At 69.7% G+C, this 19,700-nt stretch carries 18 protein-coding genes; 15 read left to right on the top strand and 3 right to left on the bottom strand.

Annotation, left to right across the window (positions count from 1 at the left end; all coding sequences use genetic code 11):
* Window positions 1-194: 194 nt before the first annotated feature.
* Window positions 195-638 (bottom strand): FAD synthase family protein, encoded by a 444-nt coding sequence (locus tag SGUI_RS12155; RefSeq protein WP_066643359.1) that lies wholly within the window; start codon window positions 636-638, stop codon window positions 195-197.
* Window positions 639-780: 142 nt separating this feature from the next.
* On the opposite strand from SGUI_RS12155, the gene SGUI_RS12150 reads away from it, so the two are divergent.
* The gene (locus tag SGUI_RS12150) at window positions 781-1,500 is read left to right on the top strand and encodes a winged helix-turn-helix transcriptional regulator (protein WP_066640669.1); all 720 of its coding nucleotides are present in this window, start codon (window positions 781-783) and stop codon (window positions 1,498-1,500) included.
* A 4-nt stretch (window positions 1,501-1,504) separates the two neighbouring features.
* Here SGUI_RS12150 and SGUI_RS12145 read toward each other — a convergent pair whose 3' ends face one another.
* The gene (locus SGUI_RS12145; protein ID WP_066640666.1) at window positions 1,505-2,746 is read right to left on the bottom strand and encodes an ATP-grasp domain-containing protein; all 1,242 of its coding nucleotides are present in this window, start codon (window positions 2,744-2,746) and stop codon (window positions 1,505-1,507) included.
* 85 nt (window positions 2,747-2,831) lie between these two features.
* Here SGUI_RS12145 and SGUI_RS12140 point away from each other — a divergent pair, with 85 nt between their 5' ends.
* Window positions 2,832-3,287: a DUF3817 domain-containing protein gene (locus SGUI_RS12140; protein ID WP_066640663.1), complete on the top strand. Its 456-nt coding sequence runs from the start codon at window positions 2,832-2,834 to the stop codon at window positions 3,285-3,287.
* Between the two features lie 15 nt (window positions 3,288-3,302).
* On the opposite strand, the gene SGUI_RS12135 is transcribed toward SGUI_RS12140, so the two are convergent.
* Window positions 3,303-4,046, bottom strand: a complete 744-nt coding sequence (locus SGUI_RS12135; RefSeq protein ID WP_066640661.1) for an esterase family protein — start codon at window positions 4,044-4,046, stop codon at window positions 3,303-3,305.
* Between the two features lie 153 nt (window positions 4,047-4,199).
* On the opposite strand from SGUI_RS12135, the gene SGUI_RS12130 reads away from it, so the two are divergent.
* The 13 genes from SGUI_RS12130 to SGUI_RS12065 all read left to right on the top strand — a co-directional run bounded on the left by SGUI_RS12130 (window position 4,200) and on the right by SGUI_RS12065 (window position 19,688).
* On the top strand, window positions 4,200-4,817 hold the full coding sequence (locus tag SGUI_RS12130) for a DUF4956 domain-containing protein (RefSeq protein WP_066640660.1): 618 nt from the start codon (window positions 4,200-4,202) through the stop codon (window positions 4,815-4,817).
* Complete coding sequence (locus SGUI_RS12125; RefSeq protein ID WP_066640659.1) at window positions 4,814-5,572, top strand: polyphosphate polymerase domain-containing protein; 759 nt, start codon at window positions 4,814-4,816, stop codon at window positions 5,570-5,572. Before SGUI_RS12130 ends, SGUI_RS12125 begins: the two co-directional genes overlap by 4 nt.
* Window positions 5,573-5,599: 27 nt before the next feature.
* Entirely contained in the window at window positions 5,600-7,267 is a 1,668-nt protein-coding gene (locus SGUI_RS12120) for a carbohydrate-binding domain-containing protein (protein ID WP_066640658.1), read from the top strand.
* Between the two features lie 418 nt (window positions 7,268-7,685).
* A complete protein-coding gene (locus SGUI_RS12110; protein WP_157621832.1) occupies window positions 7,686-8,993 on the top strand; it encodes a sensor histidine kinase in 1,308 nt (435 codons plus the stop codon).
* A gap of 11 nt (window positions 8,994-9,004) precedes the next feature.
* The gene (locus tag SGUI_RS12105; protein ID WP_237141346.1) at window positions 9,005-9,655 is read left to right on the top strand and encodes a response regulator transcription factor; all 651 of its coding nucleotides are present in this window, start codon (window positions 9,005-9,007) and stop codon (window positions 9,653-9,655) included.
* Between the two features lie 176 nt (window positions 9,656-9,831).
* Window positions 9,832-10,533, top strand: coding sequence for a 4-hydroxy-tetrahydrodipicolinate reductase (locus tag SGUI_RS12100; RefSeq protein ID WP_066640647.1), 702 nt, complete (start codon window positions 9,832-9,834; stop codon window positions 10,531-10,533).
* Window positions 10,530-11,552, top strand: a complete 1,023-nt coding sequence (dapA, locus tag SGUI_RS12095) for a 4-hydroxy-tetrahydrodipicolinate synthase (protein ID WP_066640642.1) — start codon at window positions 10,530-10,532, stop codon at window positions 11,550-11,552. Before SGUI_RS12100 ends, dapA begins: the two co-directional genes overlap by 4 nt.
* Window positions 11,553-11,575: 23 nt before the next feature.
* Window positions 11,576-12,394, top strand: coding sequence for a 2,3,4,5-tetrahydropyridine-2,6-dicarboxylate N-succinyltransferase (locus SGUI_RS12090; protein WP_083190865.1), 819 nt, complete (start codon window positions 11,576-11,578; stop codon window positions 12,392-12,394).
* Window positions 12,391-13,587: a pyridoxal phosphate-dependent aminotransferase gene (locus SGUI_RS12085; protein WP_157621831.1), complete on the top strand. Its 1,197-nt coding sequence runs from the start codon at window positions 12,391-12,393 to the stop codon at window positions 13,585-13,587. Before SGUI_RS12090 ends, SGUI_RS12085 begins: the two co-directional genes overlap by 4 nt.
* Window positions 13,584-14,780 carry a type III PLP-dependent enzyme domain-containing protein gene (locus SGUI_RS12080; protein ID WP_066640640.1) on the top strand — a complete coding sequence of 399 codons (1,197 nt, stop codon included), beginning with the start codon at window positions 13,584-13,586 and terminating at the stop codon, window positions 14,778-14,780. Before SGUI_RS12085 ends, SGUI_RS12080 begins: the two co-directional genes overlap by 4 nt.
* Before the next feature lie 99 nt (window positions 14,781-14,879).
* Window positions 14,880-16,295, top strand: a complete 1,416-nt coding sequence (locus SGUI_RS12075; protein ID WP_066640639.1) for a tyrosine-protein kinase domain-containing protein — start codon at window positions 14,880-14,882, stop codon at window positions 16,293-16,295.
* A 63-nt stretch (window positions 16,296-16,358) separates the two neighbouring features.
* The gene (locus SGUI_RS12070) at window positions 16,359-18,500 is read left to right on the top strand and encodes an acyltransferase family protein (RefSeq protein WP_066640635.1); all 2,142 of its coding nucleotides are present in this window, start codon (window positions 16,359-16,361) and stop codon (window positions 18,498-18,500) included.
* 420 nt (window positions 18,501-18,920) lie between these two features.
* Window positions 18,921-19,688: a winged helix-turn-helix domain-containing protein gene (locus SGUI_RS12065; RefSeq protein ID WP_066640632.1), complete on the top strand. Its 768-nt coding sequence runs from the start codon at window positions 18,921-18,923 to the stop codon at window positions 19,686-19,688.
* Window positions 19,689-19,700: the final 12 nt, after the last annotated feature.

Raw genomic sequence — 19,700 nt, 5'->3', positions numbered from 1 at the left:
GCCTTCCGCGCCAGCCTGCCCTGGCGCACCATCCCTGCGCTGCAACTCTCCCACTCCTTCGATCTGCGGTCCCGAGCGGGCCGCTCATAGCCTTGCGATTCGGTAAAGCCAGGACAACCTCCATTCTCAGGGCCTGGACCCCTGAGTAAGAGGGCTGAACGGCTTTTCAGATACCTCGCGCGCAGCCTCGGTGCCTACGACGCCGCAGCTCGTTCCAGCACCCCCCGCAGCAAGCTGCTCGACGTGTGCACGGTGTAGGGGAAGTACACGACGTCGACACCGACAGCGGCGAACGTCGCCTCCAGCTCGGCGCCCTTGGGGGTACCCCGCCAGTCGTCACCCTTGAAGATGACATCGAAACGGAGATCTTCCCACATCTCGAACTTGGTCGGCACCTCTTCAGCTACCACCCTGTCCACCAGGCTGCAGTGGCTCAGGATCTCCAACCTCTCCGCCAAGGGAATGATCGGCCTCCGACCCTTGACTGCCGCAGCCTTCTCGTCGGACACCGCACCAGCGATGAGCATGTCGCAATGCGCTCGCGCGTGACGAAGGATGTTCAAGTGACCTACGTGAAACATGTCGAAGACGCCGGGCACGTATCCCACCCGCTGCGCTTCTGTCTTGGCCTGCACCATGCCTGACCCCATCGGCACTCCTGAATCGTAAAGACTTGGTAAAGTGCCTGCAGCCTACAGCAACGCTGGACTAGAAGACCAGCCTCAATTTTTCCGATGACGTCGAACCTTGCAGCCGGCGCCTTCACGAAGGGATGACCCGATGGAGAGCCACGTCCTGCTCATCTCCGCGCAGGCATCGGCGGGCGACGTTGATGCTACCGCGCACGCCCTGGTCTCTACGCAGCTTCCCTTCTCCGGACCACACCCCGCACGACAGCGCCGCCTTCCGCGAGAGGCCGCCGCCGCCGTGCTGGTCGGGCCAGAGATGGACGTTCCACTGGTTGATGCGCTGCGTCACCTGACCTCGAATGGCATCCCGACCTTGGTTCTGGTGCGCGGGCTCACCGAGCAGCAGGAGACCGGTCTGCTCGGCCTCGGCGCTCACGACGTCCTCGGACTACCCTCGTCGGCCGCCCGGCTCACGAGCCGCATCAGCGCCCTCCACCGGAACCGGACCCCTCGGATCGCTCCCACGGGCGCTCCAGAGGAGACCATCGCGGTCAGCCGAGAAGTGGTGCTCTGGCCTGAACGTCGTCAGCTCCTCGTCAACGGCGCCGTGATAGCCACCACGAAGAGCGAGTTCGACCTTCTGATGGTCCTCGCCCGGCACCCAGGTCGCGTGGTGTCCCGGAGCCAGCTGCTCACCGAGATGTCGAATGGCGCACCCGGCCCCGCGTCGCTGGAGTCACACATCAGCCGCATACGACGCAAAGTGATGGACCAAGGGGGACCTCGATTGATCGAGTCGATACGTGGGGTCGGCTACCACCTTTCGGACAGTGGGCCTGCAGCGGGCCCGCGACGGGCTGCGGGCGACTGACCCGTCAACCCCGCTGGTCGGTCACCCACATCCCCGTCAGCCCCCGGAAGTGTGCGATGAACTTGTCGTGCTCGTGCTCCGGGTAGTGCCCGCGCACGGTGTCCGTGAGCAGCCGGTCGAAGTCGTCGGACTCGACCCACTCGAGCACCCGCTCGGGCAGGTGGGGCAGGTTCTTGTCGCACCACTCCCAGTAGCGGCCCGTCTCGAACTCGGCGTCCGCGAGCTCGCGGTAGGCCTGCATCTTCTCCTGGTAGGTGCGGTCCGGGTCGTCGCCGATGGCGAAGTACTCGCGCGGGTTACGCACGCCGATGGCCGACTTGCGACCGGTCACGAGGCAGTAGGTGGACCACCGCACGAGGGCGGTGATCGCCCAGGGGAAGTAATAGTGCAGCGAGGTGATCGCCACGTCCGGGCAGGCGTTGGCGTAGTCGATCGGGTAGACCTCGTCCCCGGCCACCAGCATCTCGGCGGAGTTGAACTCCCAGCCGAAGAAGGCGTTGACGACCTTGCTCACCGTCTCGGCCTCCCAGCCGGCCTGCGGGGAGAGGAAGTCGTGGGTGACGGCATACCGGTTGTGCATCGGCTCGTCCGGCCGGAAGTCCATGACCATGGTCTCCGGGCCGATCGTCAGCGCCCGGGCGAACTTGTCGTAGTCGACCGTCGCCTGCAGGTGCATGAGCATGCTGCCGGACTCGTCGTAGGCCTGGTGCAGCCCCTCGACGTCCTTGACCTTGGAGACCCCGCGCCAGCCGCCGCCGTCGAACGGCTTCATGAAGAGCGGGTAGCCGACGTCCGCGGCGATGGTCTCGAGGTCGAAGGGGTCGTTGTACTTGCTCGAGGTGTAGGCCCAGCGCACGTTGTCCACCGGGTTCTTGTAGGGCACCAGCACCGTCTTGGGGATCTTCATGCCGAGCCGCAGCATCGCGACGTAGGCGCTGTGCTTCTCCATCGACTGGAACGTGAACGGGCTGTTGAGCAGGTAGGTGTCGTTCATCAGCGACGCCTTCTTGAGCCACTCGCGCGGGTGGTAGTACCAGTACGCCAGCCGGTCGATGACGAGCCCGTGCCGCACCGGGTCGGTGAGGTCGAAGGGGTGGATGCGCACCCGCTCGCTGGTGATGGAGTGCGTCACGCCGTCCGCCTCCACCGGCCCCACGAGCGAGAGGATCGACTCGAAGGCGCGCGGCCAGTCCTCCTCCGCACCGAGCAGCAGACCGATCAGATGCGTGCGCACGTCGTTGGCCATGGGCGGAAGGTTAGCGCCTCGGTGTCCGTCGCGTCAGGGGGAGGCCGGGTATGCCCGTGCCCGGGCCGTCGCGGACAATCGAGGAGTGCTCTCCCCCGGTCCCGGTCGCCTGCTCCGCCTGCTCGCCGACGCCGAGGCGGTGACCTGGGTGCTGCTGCTGGTGGGCATGGCGCTGAAGTACCTCACCGGCACCACCGACCTGGGCGTGAGCATCGCCGGTCCCGTCCACGGCTTCGTCTTCCTCGCCTACTGCGTCGTCGTGGTCATCGTCGGGATCGACCAGCGGTGGGGCGCCGGGCGGATCGTGCTCGGCCTGGCCAGCGCCATCCCGCCCTTCGTGACGATCCCCTTCGAGCGTTCGGTGCGCCGCCGCGGGCTGGCCGGCCAGCGCTGGCGGCTGCGCGATGGCACCGGGCATACCGCGGTCGAGCGGGCGCTCGCGGCGGTGCTGCGGCGGCCGCTGCCCTCGGTCCTGGTGGCGCTGCTGCTCGTGGCGGCCGTCTTCTCCGCCCTGCTGGCCGTGGGACCTCCCGTCGGCTGACCGGCGCGGGCCGCCTCAGCAGAAGCGCGGCAGGTGGTGCTCCAGCTGCTTGCGCCACCACGGCCAGTCATGGGCGCTGTCGTGGCCCCACAGGTCGAACTCGTGCGGGATGCCCTTGTCCGCCAGGATCCCCGCCATCCGGTGCGCCCCCGGCAGCGACTGCGTCGGGTGCACCTCGAAGGCGCCCTGCCCGGCGACCAGCAGGATGTTGGCGTGCTCGCGCACCCACTGCAGATGGTCGCCCTCCATGCCCGCGACATACGCCGTCGGGTTGGCGAAGTAGGTCGCCTCGCCCAGCTCGCCCCACCCGTGCCACGAGCTGGGGTCGAAGTTGCCGGACAGGCTGATGCCGACGCCGAAGACGTCGGGCCGCTTCAGCGCGAAGTTGACCGCGTGAAAGCCGCCCATGCTCGCCCCGACGGTCACGATGCGGTCGTGCCCCGGTGAGTCCTCGTCGACGAGCGGCACCACCGTGTCCAGGATCCAGCGCTCGTATGCCCCGTGCCGGCGCGCCCGCTCCTCGGTCGGCAGGCTGTTGTCGCTCCAGGTCAGGTGGTCGAAGGAGTCGACCGCGTAGAGCTTGATCCGTCCGTCGGCCAGCAGCGGGGCGACGGCGTCGAGCATCCCGTTGTTCTCGAAGTCCCACGCCCGGCCGGCCTCGGAGGGGAAGACCAGCACCGGCCGGCCCCAGTGGCCGTAGCGGATGACCGCGCCCCGTCCGACGCCCTCGGTGTCGAGATCGATCTGCTCGCGCTCCATGGCTCTCCTCACCCGGCTCGACCGCCGGCCGACCCGACGTGGGGGCAAGCCTGCCACACCTCATACATCGCGCACCGGCGCTTCACAGCAGGCACATAGCCCCGGGCGGCGGAATGGACTCACACCACCGGACACCGCCCCCGAGGAGCACCCATGAACGCCCTGATCCTGCCCGCCGTCGACCTGCTCGCGATCGTCCTGCTGACCTTCGCGATCTACCTGCCCCGGCACCGACGCACCGAGCTGGTCCCGGCCTTCCTCGGGGTCAACGTGGGGGTGCTGGCCGTCAGCATGGCCCTCACCTCCTCGGCCGCGACGGTCGGTCTGGGCCTCGGGCTCTTCGGCGTCCTGTCGATCATCCGGCTGCGCTCCAGCGAGCTCAGCCAGCGCGAGATCGCCTACTACTTCGCCGCGCTCACCCTGGGTCTGCTCGGCGGCATCGGGGTGACCAGCCTCGTGGTCGGCATCGGCCTCATGGCGCTCGTCGTGCTCGCCCTCGCGGTCGGCGACCACCCCCGGGTCGCCGGGCCGCAGGAGGAGCTGCAGCAGCAGCTGGTCGTGCTCGACCGGGCCGTCACCGACCCCGACGAGCTGCACGACCGGCTGCGGGCGCTGCTCGGCGGCGAGGTCGTCACCGCCCGCACGGTGCGCCTGGACCTGGTCAACGACAGCACGCAGGTCGAGGTCGGCTGGCGCGCGTCCGGCATGACCTCGCCGACGGTGCAGGCCCCGGCCGGCGCCTCCGTGACCCGCGAGGCGGTCGCCCGATGAGCCCGCTCGCCAGCCTCTCCCCCATCTCGCTGACGGACCTGGTCGCCGAGTCGGCCCTGCTCACCCGGGTGGACCGAAAGTACCTCCTCACCACCGCCCAGGTCGACGCCGCCCTGGTGGATCTGCCCGCCGGGACGCGCGTCCTGGAGATCGAGGGCCTGCGCCGGTTCGACTACGCCTCGACCTACTTCGACACCGACGACCGGCAGAGCTACCGCCTCGCCGCCACCGCGCGCCGCCGTCGCTGGAAGGTCCGCACCCGCTCCTACCTCGACACCGGGACCTGCTGGCTCGAAGTCAAGACCCGCGGTCCGCGCGGCACCACGGTCAAGGCGCGCCAGCCCCACCCCGTCGGTATGCCGTCTACCCTCACCGCGGACGCGGCCGGCTTCGTGGAGCGCACGCTGCGCGACCAGGGGGTGCCGCGGCCCCGGGACGGGTGGGACGCGGCACCGGCGCTCGACACGGCATACCGCCGGACGACGCTCGCCCTCGCCGACGGCGCCCGCGCCACGATCGACACGGCGCTGCGCTGGACCTCGCCGGACGGCACCGAGCTGGCGCCCGAGGGCGTCGCCATCGTCGAGACCAAGGGCGGGTCTACCCCGACCTCGCTGGACCGCGCGCTCTGGTCCGCCGGTCACCGGCCGGTGCGGATCAGCAAGTTCGCCACCGGCCTGGCCCTGCTCGACCCCACCCTGCCGGCACACCGCTGGCACCGCCTGCTCACCACCACCGGCCCGCTGGCCGCCTGACCCACCACCCACCGAAGGAGAACCACCATGAGCACCACCCGCACCCGCCTGCGCACCACCGCCGCCAGCCTCGCCGTCGCCGCCCTGATCGCCGGCTGCGGCGTCCAGGAGACCACCGGCAGCACGGCCGCCGGCAGCACCGTCAGCACGAGCACCTCCGACAGCGAGGGCTCGACCGAGGAGACGAGTGGCACGGCCGGGGAGAGCGCCGCGGCGTCCGAGGACGGCGAGGCCGCCGACGACGACACCGAGGACGCGATCGGCAGCGTCGGCCTCACCACCCACGCCGACGGCGACGAGGCCGACTACGACGCGGCGAGCGCGGTGTCGGTCGAGCTGGCCGACGACGGCGGCAGCAGCGCCGGGAGCGGTGTCGAGGTGAGCAGCACCGAGGAGGGGACCGACCTGGTGACGATCACCGAGGCCGGGACCTACGTCCTCTCCGGGACCCTGACCGACGGCCAGGTCGTCGTCGACGTGCCCGAGGAGGACGACGTCACCGTCGTGCTCGACGGGGTCGAGATCACCAGCTCGCTCGGGTCGGCGCTGCAGATCAGCTCCGCCGAGGACGCGACCGTCGTGCTCGCGGACGGCTCGGACAACGCCCTGACCGACCCCGAGACGTATGCCCAGACCGAGGCGAGCGTCGACGAGGAGACCGGCGAGGAGGTGGACGCGCCCAACGCGGCGCTCTACTCCACCGCTGACCTCACCATCGCGGGCACGGGGGCGCTGACCGTCGAGAGCTACGGCAGCGACGGCATCACGAGCAAGGACGGCCTGGTGATCCTCTCCGGTGATATCACCGTCAACGCCGTCGACGACGGGATCCGCGGCAAGGACTTCCTGTCGATCCAGGGTGGCACCCTCACCGTCACCGCCAACGGCGACGCGTTGAAGTCGGACAACACCGAGGACGGCACCGGCATCATCGCCGTCTCGGGTGACTCGACCGAGATCACCGTCGCGGCCGGCGACGACGCCGTGAAGGCCGAGAACGTCATCGACCTCGTCGACGGCACCCTGACCGTCACCCAGTCGCTCGAAGGACTCGAGTCGGCCCGGATCGTCGTCGAGGGCGGCACCACCGACGTCACCGCCAGCGACGACGCGCTCAACGCCACCTCCGACACGGTCACGCCGAGCGTGGAGATCAGTGGCGGCGAGCTCACCCTCACCTCGGACGGTGACGGTCTCGACTCCAACGGCACGGCCACGATGACCGGCGGCACGGTCGTGGTCAACGGACCCACGATGGACAACAACGGCGCCGTGGACGTCGACGGTGACTTCCTCCTCTCCGGCGGCACCCTCACCGCGGTGGGCAGCGCCGGGATGATGATGGCACCGTCCACCGACAGCGAGCAGGCCTCGATCGCCACCGCTCTGTCCGGCTCGGTCGCGGCCGGCGAGACGCTCACCGTGACGGACGCCGACGGCGCCGTCGTCGCCGAGGTCGAGGTGACCAAGGACACCGCCTCGCTCGTCCTGTCCACCGCCGACCTGGTGGCCGGAGAGACGTATACCGTCAGCGCCGGAGGGACCGAGGTGGCCACCGCGACCGCCGGCGAGTACGCCCAGATGGGCATGGGCGGTATGGGCGGCGCCCCCGGCCCTGACTCCCCCTCAGGACCCACGGTCTCCGGCACTTCCCCGACGGAAATCCGTCTGCAGGATGACGCCCCGGTCTGGTGACCCCGCCAGACTGGGGCGCGTGCAGTCACAGGATCACGTGCGGGTCGTCGAGGGAGACGCAGAGGGACACTCGGGCCGGACCATTGGTCAGGCCGAGCTGGTCACCTCGGACCTCGCCGTGATGCGGGTGGGCGACAGGGAGCCTGCCCCGACCCTTCCGCTGCATGTCGTGCCCGTCCCTGTCGCGGCAGGGGGCGACAGGGACGGGCACGACCGCATCGACGTGGTGGAGGTGCTCTCAGCCGAGGACGGCGAGAGTATGGTGGCGCTCCGCCTCGCGCGGGCCGTCCCCGGGTGGACGGAACCTCGGGCGGTCGGTCTCGCCACGCTCACCTCGAAGCCGTGGTGGTGCAAGCTCTTCCCCTCGATGTGCTAGACCCGTCATCTGCGTTGATGACGAACCACGGAAGGAGTGGTCGTGACCGGCACTGCTTCTGAGGTACGACGGACCCCGGCGCAGCAGCACTGGCGACGAGCAGGTCAGGCGGCGAACGTCCTGGCCGTGCTGACGGCCGGGCTGCTCGACCTCGGGACCGCCGGAGTGCTGTCCGGTCCGCTGCGCACCTTCGGCGGCATGGAGATCTCGGGTCTGGCCATGGCGCCACCCGTGCTCGTCATGGTCGCTCTCCTCTTCGTCAGGAGGCGCTATCCGCTGCCGGTCCTGCTGGCGACCACCGGCATCTCGATCGCCGCCATGCTGGTCTTCACGACGGCGCAGCCGATCTTCTGCGTCCTGGTCGCCGTGCACGCCGCCGCACGGCGCGGCACCCTGCGGCACTCGCTGCTGGCGCTGGCGATTGCCCTCACCGTGGTCCCGCTGGTGATGCTGGCGGTGCTGCGCTCCTACGACGATCCGACGCCGATCGACTGGATCTTCCCCGGGGTGTTCTTCGCCGTCCTGGTGATGACCGCCTGGGGGGTGGCCACTCGGGACCGGCTCTCGCACGAGCGCAACCGTGACCTGCACGGCGAGATCGACGTCCGGGCCGAGCAGGCTGCGCACGCCGAGCGGCACCGCATCGCCCGCGAGCTGCACGACATCGTCGCCCACTCCGTCAGCGCCATGATGATGCAGGCCGCCGGCGCCCGGGCCATGAGCCAGTCCGTGTCCAAGGACGTGCCCGACGACGCCCGGCTCGACACGGTCCAGCGCGCCCTCGGCACGATCGAGTCGACCGGGGCGCAGAGCATGCGCGAGCTGCACCGGCTCCTCGGAGCGCTGCGCGAGGACCAGATCCACGACCACCTGCCCAGCAGCCTCGACCTCGACCACGCCCCCAGCGCCCAGCCCGGGCTGGGCGACATCGACGCCCTGGTGGAGGTGCCGCGTAGCAGCGGTCTCATCGTCGAGGTCCACCGCTCGGGGCACGCGCGGACGGTCGACCCGTCGGTGGGCGCGGCGGCATACCGGGTGGTGCAGGAGTCGCTCACCAACGCGCTCAAGCACGCCGGGCGCGGTGCGCTCGTGGACGTCTACCTCGCGTGGCAGGACACCGAGCTGCAGGTGCAGGTCCGCTCCCGCGCCAGCCACGGGATGCGTCCGGGGACGCCCAACGGCGGCACCGGGCTCCGCGGGCTGCGCGAGCGGGTGGGGCTCGTCGGCGGGAGTTTTGAGGCCGGGTGGTCCGGTGAGGAGTTCATCAACACCGCCGTCCTGCCGGTGCGGCCGCCCACGAGCGGAGGCCCGGCCGAGCGGCCGGCACCCGGCACGGCGGGGCGGGAGTGAGCATCACGGTCGTGATCGCCGACGACCAGCAGGAGGTCCGCGAGGGCCTGGAGATGCTGCTCGGCGTGCACGGCGACATCGAGGTGGTCGGCCTCGCTGCGGACGGCGACGAGGCGGTTGCGCTGACCGAGCAGACCTCGCCCGACGTCGTCGTCATGGACATCCGGATGCCGGGGACGGACGGCATCGAGGCGACCCGCCGGATCGTGCAGGAGTGTCCGGAGCAGGGGGCCGTCACGACTGTCCTCATGCTCACGACCTTCGACCACGACGACGCGCTCTACGGCGCGCTGCGGGCCGGGGCGTCGGGCTACATGCTCAAGGACGCCGCCCCCAGCCGGCTCCCCGACGCAATCCGGCAGGTCGCCGCGGGTGAGTCCTGGATCGACCCGAGCGTGGCCGGCAAGGTCATCGAGACCCTGCGCGACACGGCACCGCGGGATGCCCAGGGGCTGCCGGACCTCGACCTGCTCTCCCCGCGCGAGCTCGAGGTGCTGAAGCTCATGGGCGACGCGCCCTCCAACACCGACCTCGCCCGCCAGCTCTACGTCTCCGAGGCGACGATCAAGACCCACATCTCCCGTTTGCTCATGAAGACCGGCAGCTCCGAGCGCGCCCAGCTCGTCGCCCTGGCGTACAAGACGGGCCTCGTGCAGCCCTGACCCCTCCCTGAGGGCCGCGCGGCGTACCAACTTTGTGCGGCGCGGCGGGAGGACGGCGAGCGCGCCCGGAGCCAGGCAGGACATCTTGCGGTGAAGTGGTGTGATGACAGGACAGGTGCCCTGACCTGCGGAAACAGCGCTTGCGAGAGCTTCCGGACCCTCGACATACTCGACCGGTGCCCACCCGCATCGGACTCTTCGGCACCGGACGCCTCGGCTCGGCGGTCCGGCGGCTCGCCGACCTCCGCGAGGACGTCGACGTGCGCTGGGCGGTCGGCAGCAGCGACCCGGAGCCCAGGGAGGCCGTGGACGTCGCGATCGACGTGAGCACGGGGTCCGCCGTCGCCGCCCACCTCGACTGGGCGCAGCGCACCGGCACCGACCTCGTCGTCGGCGCGACCGGCTTCGACACCGTCCTGCTCGACCGGGAGCTCGGCGTGCGGGTCCTCGTCGCGCCGAACTTCTCGCTCGGCGTGGCCCTCGCCCGCCGGGTCAGCCGCCTTCTCGGGGGGTATGCCGCCGCGCACCGGGCAGAGGGCATACCGGTCGACCTCGCGGTCACCGAGACCCACCACCGGCACAAGGTCGACGCTCCCAGCGGCACCGCGCTCGCGCTCCGGGACGTCCTGGCCGACGCGGCCGGCGCCCCCGTCGGGGACGTCCAGACCACGAGCCTCCGCCTGGGCGAGGTGGTGGGTGACCACGAGGTCACCCTCGCCTCCCCCACCGAGACGATCACGCTGCGGCACACCGCGCACGACCGCGACCTCTTCGCCGCCGGGGCCCTCACCGCGGCCCTCTGGCTCACCGACCGGCCCGGACCGGGCCTGTACACCCTCGACGACCTCGCCGAGGACCACCTCAAGGAGACAGCATGAGCACCAGCCTCACCGCAGCACCGTTCACCGGTCTCGGCGTCGCCCTGGCGACGCCGTTCACGACCGGGACCGACGCCGTGGGCGGGGCACGAAAGCCCGCTGTCGACCACGAGGCGTTCGGCCGTCTTGTCGAGCACGTGCTCGTCGAGGGGCACGGGGTGGACTGGCTCGTCGTGCTCGGCTCGACCGGCGAGGCCGCCACGATCACCGACGTCGAGCGGCACGCGCTGGTGCGCCAGGCCGTCGAGCTGGCCCGCCGCGACGACCGCCGCATCCCGGTCGTCGTGGGGGTCGGGCACAACGACACCGAGCGCACCTGCGAGCTCGCCGGGCAGGCTGCGGCCGCTGGTGCCGACGCCCTGCTCGTCGTCACGCCGTTCTACAACAAGCCCCAGGTCAGTGGCCTGGTGGCGCACTACCGCGCCGTCGCCGACGCGGCGCCTGGGCTGCCGATCATCGCCTACAACGTGCCCGGGCGCACCGGCTGCAACATCACTCCCGCGGCGCTGCGGGCGATCTGGGAGATCGACCAGGTCGTCGCGATCAAGGAGAGCTCGGGCGACCTGCGCCAGGTCGCCCGGATGTGCCAGGAGGCGCCGCAGGGCCGTGCAGTGCTCGCCGGGGACGACGACCTCGCGCTGGCCGGCATCGCCGTCGGCGCGCAGGGGCTCGTCTCGGTGTGCGCCAACGTGGTGCCGACCGAGACCCGGCGCCTCGTGCACGCCGCGATGGCCGGCGATCTGCCCCTCGCTCGCGAGAGCGCTGCGCTGCTGGCGCCGACGATGGCAGCGATGTTCGTCGAGACCAACCCGGTGCCGGTCAAGGCGGCGCTGGCGTGCCTCGGGCTGGCCACCGCACAGGTACGACTGCCGCTCTCCCCCGCCGAGCCGGACACCTGGTCGCAGGTCCAGACCGCCCTCGCCGACCTGCAGACCTCCCGCCGCAGCGGCTCGGCGTCGATCGGCCGACTACCGGAGTGGGTCGCCGTACCGCACGACACCTCGGCGCTGGCGTCGTGAGCACCGTCGGCACCATGGAGTCCATGACTCCGCAGGACACGACCCACGGCACCTCGCTGCGCCAGGTCTTCGCCGAGGGCAGCGACATCGACCCGACGATCCAGCACGTGGAGGAGCTGCTCGCCGGGCTGGAGGACGGCTCGATCCGGGCCGCCCGCCGCGCCGAGGACGGCAGCTGGGTCGCGCACGGCTGGGTCAAGCGGGGCATCCTCGCCGCCTTCCGGCTCAGCGAGACCGTCGAGCTCGACTGGCCGGGCGGCAGCGTCGACAAGTCGCTCGTGCCGGCGCGCCGGATCACGGCGGGCGACGGCATACGCCTCGTGCCGGGCGGGACCTCCGTCCGGCGCGGCGCGCACCTCGCGCCCGGGGTGGTCGTCATGCCGCCGAGCTATGTCAACGTCGGCGGGTATGTCGGCGCCGGCTCGATGGTCGACAGCCACGTGCTCGTCGGGTCGTGCGCGCAGGTGGGCGAGCGGGTGCACCTGTCCACGGCTGTGCAGCTGGGTGGCGTGCTGGAGCCGGTCGGTGCCCGCCCGGTCGTCGTCGAGGACGACGTCTTCGTCGGGGCGCAGTGCGGGCTCTACGAGGGCGTGGTCGTGCGTCGCGGTGCCGTGCTGGCACCGGGCGTCGCGCTGACCGCGGGGACGACGATCTACGACCTGGTCGACCAGCGGGAGCTGCGCGGCGAGGTGCCCGAGCGCGCCGTCGTCGTGCCCGGCTCCCGCCCGGCGCGCGGTGACTACGCCGACGTCCTCGGGCTCTCGCTCTACGCCCCGGTGATCGTGAAGTACCGCGACGACTCCACCGACGCCTCGACGGCGCTCGAGGAGTCGCTGCGGTGAGGACGGCCTCCAGGGTGGCGGGCCAGGGCCTGTCACCCATCCGACGCATGTCGCTCGGCGCCCCGCCGGACGCGATCAACCTCGGGCTCGGCGAGCCCGGGTGGCCGCTGCCGACCGGACAGGCCGTGCGTCCGGACGAGGGCTCGGTCGACCTGTCCTACGGGCCCAACACCTCCGACCCGGCGCTGGTGGACGCGATCGCCGGCTACGCCCAGGCCCGCGGTGCGGACACGGTCGGTCCGGACGGGGTCATGGTCACCGCCGGCAGCCAGGCGGCGCTCTTCGCGCTCTTCCAGGCTTATGCCGAGCCCGGATCGGCCGTGCTCGTGCCCGACCCCGGCTTCGTCGCCTACCCCACCCTCGCCCGGCTGTGCGGCGCGACGCCCGTCGGCTACCCCCTCGCCGCCAGCGGAGACCTCGACGCCGAGGCGCTGGTCGCCCTGCTGGGCGAGCAGCCGCATACCTCGATCGTCGTGCTCAACCACCCGGCGAACCCGACCGGCGGGCTCGCCTCGGCGCAAGCCCTGTCGCGGGTCGCCGAGGCCTGCGCCGAGCGCGGGGTGCTGCTCGTCAGCGACGAGGTGTATGCCGAGCTGTGGGCCGACCGGCGCCCCGCGTCGCTGCGGGACGTGAGCGCGGCGGGGGTCGTGCTCAGCTCGATGAGCAAGGCCTTCGCCGCCCCGGGGCTGCGGATCGGCTGGGCGCTCGGGGACCCCGAAATGCTCGCTTCGGCACGGCTGGTGCACAACGCGATGACGACGGCCCCCTCGCGACTTTCGCAGGCTGCCGCGCTGGGGCTGCTGGGCGCGGCCGGGGACGTGCTACCCGCAGCCCGCGAGCAGATCCGGGTGCGCTGGGGGACGGTCGACCGGGTCGCCCCCCAGCTCCTCACTTCTGGACATAGCTTTCTGGGCGACGGGCACCACATTCCCATGTCCAGAACGGCGACGAGGGCCGGGTTCTACCTCTGGCTCGCCCTGCCCCACGACCTCGACGACGACTCCACCTCGCGCGACGACCCTGCTGTCACCGAGGCGTTCGCCCTGCGCCTGCGCGACGAGGCCGGGGTGACGACGATCCCCGGGACCGCCTTCGGACCGCGAGGAGCGGGTTTCCTCCGCGTGAGCCTGGGTGGTCCGGTGGACGCGCTCGAGGAAGGACTCCGGCGCCTGGCGCCCTGGTGGAAGGCATGATCTTGACCGCTGCGACGACTGACCTCTTCGCCTTCGACGAGGCGAGGCTCGACGAGCTGGCCACCTCGCACCCTGGCCCGTTCTTCGCCTACGACCTGGCGGCGGCACGCGAGCGCTTCGACCGGCTCCGCGCCGCCCTTCCCGCGCGGGTCCGCCTGGCGTATGCCGTGAAGTCCAACCCCGGGTTGCCCCTGCTCGAGGCCTTCGCCGGCCGGGGCGCGTGGTTCGACTGCGCGAGCGCCGGTGAGGTGTCGGCCGCGCTGGCCGCCGGCGGCACCGGCGCCGGCATGGTCTTCGCCGGCCCCGCCAAGACCGAGCGCGACCTGCAGGCCGCCCTCTTCGCCGGGGCCCGCGTCCAGGTCGATGGCATCGAGGACGTCGAGCGGCTGCACGCCCTGCACACCGGCGAGACCCCGCTGGCGGTCAACGTCCGGGTCAACCCCGCCGGGGGTGTGTCCGAGGTGGCGAGCATCATCGGTGGTGTCGGGCCCAGCGCGTTCGGGGTGGACGAGGAGGTGCTGGAGGCCTTCGTGACCGAGGCCGCGCGCTTCGACCGGGTCGAGATCCGCGGGCTCCAGGTCTTCTCGGCCAGCAACGAGCTGGACGCCGGGCGGCTGCTGGCCAACCACCGGACGGCGCTGCGCATCGGGCGACGGCTGCAGGAGCTGCTGGGCCGCGAGCTCGACCTCGTCGACCTCGGCGGCGGTCTCGGGATCCGGTATGCCCTGACCGAGCCCAACCTCGACGTCCGGGCGGTCGGTGCGGGCCTCGGGCGCATCCTCGGCGAGAACGACTGGTTCACCGGCGAGCTGTTGCTCGAGCCCGGCCGCTGGCTCTCCGGACCCACCGGCGTCTACGCCGCTCGGGTCGTGCGCACCAAGGTCTCCCGCGGCGAGCGCTTCGTCATGCTCGAGGGCGGCATCAACCACCTGTTGCGGCCGCTGCTGACCGGGCAGTCGTTCCCGACCCTGGCGGTGCGCCCCGGCGAGGGGGTCCTGAGCGGGGAACGGACGACGACGACGCTCGCGGGACCGCTGTGCACCTCGCTGGACCGCGTCGGCACCGGCGACCTGCCGGAGGACCTGCGGCCCGGCGACGTCGTGGTGTTCGGCCAGACCGGCGCCTACGCCTACACGCAGGCGATGAGCCACTTCCTCTCCCACGCCCTGCCGGAGCAGCACTGGCTCCAGTAAAGAGATCAGAGGTCATGGTTACAGGTGACGGCTCACAGGGGTAGTCTTCCACGTGGTCGCCCTTGGGGAAGGGGGACAGAAGCCGTCCGTGGAGGCTGTATGCAGACAAGCACGACATATATCGCATTGCGAGCTCGATGGTTCTCCATACTTGCGGCGACCCTGGTCGGTGGCATCGTCGCGTCCAGTGTCACTTTGGCTACTGAGCGAGTCTACGAAGCCACCTCAGAGATCTTCGTTGCGCAGCAAGGCGGCACCAGCAGCGCTGAACTGCTGCAGAGCTCTGCCTACGTCATGGATCGTATGGACTCGTACGCCCAGACCATGAACTCCGGTCTCGTGCTCCAAGCAGTCATCGATGACTTGGACCTGGACACCACCGTCCCGGATCTCTCTTCGGACATCTCCACGCTCGTGGTCGAGGAGACCGTCGTCATCGAGATCACCGCTCGGTCCGATGATTCGGCAGAGGCCATGGAGTTGGCGAACGCGGTCGCAGCACGTTTTCAGGAGGTCTCCGCTTCGCTGGATCCTCAACGAGCTGACGGCTCCTCCGTCATCGAGGCCACCGTCATTCAGTCAGCCACACAGCCGGGCCGTCCCGCCAGTCCGCGACCATTCCTCAACCTTTTCCTCGGCCTTCTCGTCGGGAGTGCCGTAGGCGTCTCCTACGCTCTCATTCGGCGTGTGGCAGACCGGCGCGTCAGGACCGAGGCAGAAGTGCAAGAGCTGCTAGCAACCCCCATCCTCGCCCATGTGCCGCTAGACGAAGCCGCTTGCGATCCCGGGGATCTGTTCGAAAGTGCGGTGTGCTCCGAGTCCATCCGACAACTCCGAACGGGGCTGCAGTTCCTCACTCTTCCCCGAGGTGGTCGTTCCTTCGTCATCACGTCCGCACGTCGGGACGATGGAAGGACAGCCATCGCACTCAGCTTGGCTGCAGCGCAGGCCAACGCAGGCCACAGGGTGTGCTACGTCGAGGCCGACCTTCGTCACCCCAGTGCCGCGCAACGTCTCGGACTCGCCGAGACCATGGGACTGACCGACGTGCTCGTCGGTGTCGCTGACCTCGACTCGGTCACCGTTCGCTCTCGCCATGGTTTCGACGTCATCCTTGCTGGTTCGGCACCCCCCAATCCCGCAGATCTACTCGCACGGGAATCAACCCTGCCTGTCATCCGCGAGCTGGAGACCACCTACGACGTCGTCATCCTCGACACTCCGCCACTTATCCCTGCGACGGAGGGCGCCATCCTGTCTCAGATGTGCACCGGCACGCTCTTTGTTATCAGAGTTGACCGTCGGGCCACCACGCGGCGAGAGGTCGGCCAGAGTGCCGCTGCCCTGGAGAACAGCGGCGCGCCGCTACTCGGGGTCATCTTCAACTACTGCTCGACCACCTCCTACCAGCGCGCGCAGCGTCATGCCCTTCCTTCGATCAGGACGCCCAACAGAACGGCGCCCACCGAGTCGCCACCCACGCACCACGACACCCATTCCCTCCAGGTTCAGTAGGGCCTGGCCCTCCCCTCCGGTCGTCCTCAGGATCCATCTTCAGCGAAAGCAGCAGTCATTCCCATGAGACCAGACACAGGTGCGACGGCGGCGACGGCTAGAGCTTCGGCGACGACTCGGTTCCGCACCGACCTAGAGGGCCTTCGTGCCCTGGCAGTCGTCCTGGTCCTGCTCGACCACGTCATTGGGTGGCCCAAGGGCGGTTTTATCGGCGTCGACGTCTTCTTCGTCCTTTCCGGATTCCTCATCACTGGACTTCTTCTGAAGGAGTTCGAGCGCACCGGGGGCATCTCTTTTCGCGCTTTCTATGCCAGGCGGGTCAAGCGAATTTTCCCCATGTCCATGCTGGTCATTGCTGCGACCGCGGCCACGTCCTACCTTGTGTTCCTGGGTCCGCGACTCAACCAGATCATGATGGACGCGGTGTACGCGACCTTCTTCTCTGCGAATTGGCGTTTCATCTTGGTGGGCCAAGACTACTTTGCCGCCGATCGCGCAGTCTCGCCTCTACAGCACTATTGGTCACTCGCGGTCGAGGAACAGTTCTATTTCGTTTGGCCGCTCCTCATGCTCGGTGCCCTCTCGCTAGGAGGACGTCGCCGCTCCGAGATGGGTCGCCGACGGGTTTTCATCGTTCTCAGCATGGTGACAGCCGCCTCGCTGGCCTGGGCCATGGTAGAAACACTACAAAGTCCTTCCACAGCCTACTTCTCCACCTTCACCCGCGCCTGGGAGTTGGGTCTCGGCGGGTTGCTGGCGGTGGCCGCTTCACGTTTTCGGACACGCGACCCGCGAGTACACCTCTGGGCAAGCCACCTCGGCCTCGGCATCATCATCGCCGCTGGCCTCATGCTCACTCCCGACTGGGACTTTCCCGGACCTTGGGCCCTCCTTCCCGTCGCTGGCACGCTTCTCATCGTTGCGAGTGGGATCGGGGCACCCAGTGATGGCCTGAACTCTTTGCTGACGAATCGTCCAGCTCGCTACCTGGGCCGCATTTCATTCTCTCTCTACCTGTGGCACTGGCCCGTAGTCGTTTTTCTTCAACCATTTATCCGCGAGGGTTCTTTACCCTACGTTTTGACAGCCCTAGCCCTGTCACTTGTCCTTGCGTCACTGAGCTACCACCTTGTCGAAGACCCCATCCGGCGGTCTGCCTGGCTGACCCCCGCGGCCCGTCGGAGAATCGGTAACGCCGCGCGACGCCGCCGCTTCAAGATTCAGACTACGGTCCTTGCCATCCTTTTCCCCCTGACCGGAGGGGCTGCGTACGCATCCGTTCTACATGCGTGGCCAGACGTCACGCCGGCGACGTCGGCAGCCACCCTGGATCGGCCCGCGGAGGAACACGAGCAGGCCGAAGAGGCACCGCAGAGTATTGAGCAGCAGATCAGTATCGCCCTGGAGCGGACAGACTGGCCGCAGTTCGCTGTCCCCCTCGAGAACCTCGAAGACTCGAAGGCACCAGAATGGACGCAGGATGGTTGCATCGACGTGTCCGACGCCGATCTCGAAAGATGTACCTATGAGGGACCAGCGAGTAAGACCGCCGTCGTCCTTGGCGACTCGGTCGCCATCAGCTGGATGGCTGGCATACGTGAGGCTCTGAGTGACGCGGACTACGAGGTGGTCCTCATCACCATGGGCCAGTGCCCGGCAGTCGCTGCGTCTGTGAGTGACTTGGGAGGAGCTGCCGACTTCGCGGGAAGATGCCAGACGTTTCAGGACTGGAGCAACGAGAAGGTTGATGACTACTCCCCCGATCTCGTCGTACTGTCCAGCGCCGAGAATTCTCTGGGTCGGCTGACCTCCAGCGCTACGGAGCGCGGCGCCGTGCTCGAGTGGCGAACCGCCACCGAGCGCACCTTGAAGCGGCTCGTGGCCCCAGAACGGGATGTCGTCGTGCTTGCTCCGCCCCCCGAAGGCGTCAACCTCCAGGGATGCGTCACCAGGTTCAACGGGCCGAGTTCCTGCACCTCGACGATCGGCGAGAACTGGACCCTCCAGAGTGAGGCTGAGCTTGGGGCTGCGCAAGCCACAGAGGGCGCGCGCTATGTCTCAACTCGCGACTGGTTCTGTCGATCAGACGGGTTGTGTCCGGCGTTCGTCGACGACATCCCGGTTCGCGCCGATGGCAACCACCTCACGGCACGCTACTCCGAGTTCCTGGCACCGGAGCTGCGCGAGGTGCTCCTCCAGCCCTGAACCGAGAAGGTGGTGGCGGCGCGCTCGACCTCTCCCAGAGCCCGCATCTCGGTTGCGCGCGAAGGTGTTGCCCCGCTCCCCTGCTGACGGAGCGGCAAGCGTCGACGTCTGTACGCGGTCGGAGGTGCCGCGGAGACCTGCGGGCCCCGAAGCGGTGTCAGCTCGGCGGGCACCCGAAGATGATGGCGAGGACCCCCTGAGCACCCATCCGCCCTAACCCTCTCTTGACCTTTTCTTTACGTCTTCTTTACTCTACTTGCAGGTTTGCCGGGGCCTCGACGCCGTCGGGGCACGGCGGTGAGAGAGGATGTCGATGGGGGCGGTGGCCACTGAAGGCTCACGGTGCTGGGCGGCGCTGTCGCGGAGAACGCTCCTGCTCGTCGGCGACAACGTCCAGCTCGGAGACCGCCCGTGGCAGTGATGGCGTCCCCCACGTCGCGCATGAACCTGGAATTTATGGTCTGGCTCATCCCGGTGGGTGCCGGTCCGGCCGAAGTGCGACGCAGCCAGGAGCTGCTCCAGCGCCGCCAGGCCCAGGCGGAGGTCATCGATTTCGAGGCGCTCCGCGGGCTCCTGAACCACCACCGGCCCGGGGCGGCGATCGTGCTCGGGGGGCCGGTCTCGGCCGACCTCCTCGACGCCCAACGCTGGCTCGAGGAGTTCAGGGTGGCCACGATGGTGGTGGTCGACGACCTGACGCCTCATTTCGAGGCGACCCTGCTCGAGCGCGGTGCCCAGGACGTCGTGAGCTCCTCCACTCCGGTGCGGATCCTCGCGGCCAGGCTGGAGGCACTGCTCCGCCACGCCAGCGGGTGGCTGATCGAGCCCGCCCCCTCCGTCCCGCGTCTGCACATCGATCCCGAGTCCCGCTCGGTCCACCTGGGCACGCAGCAGGTGGATCTCACCCGGGCCGAGTTCGACCTGCTCCTGACACTCACCGGGAGGCCCGGGGTCTTCGTGACCCGAGGGACCCTGGCCATCGAGCTGCAGGAGCAGACGATCAGCCGCAGAGCCCTGGAGTCGCGTGTCAGCCGCCTGCGGCGGAAGCTTCGCGCCCACGGGGCCGGCGAGATGGTGGAGACCGTCCGGAGCGTCGGATACCGCTTCAACCCCGAGGGCACATCTGGCCCACCGGACCTGCACCCGGGCTTCGGTGACGAGCACCGCCGCGCCCCGTCGCCCTCCTGACGGCGGAAGACG

It is taken from the genome of Serinicoccus hydrothermalis (assembly GCF_001685415.1).
GTDB lineage: Bacteria > Actinomycetota > Actinomycetes > Actinomycetales > Dermatophilaceae > Ornithinicoccus > Ornithinicoccus hydrothermalis.
The sequence above is the reverse complement of the archived record's forward strand: the minus strand, read 5'-3'. Positions and strand labels throughout refer to the sequence as shown.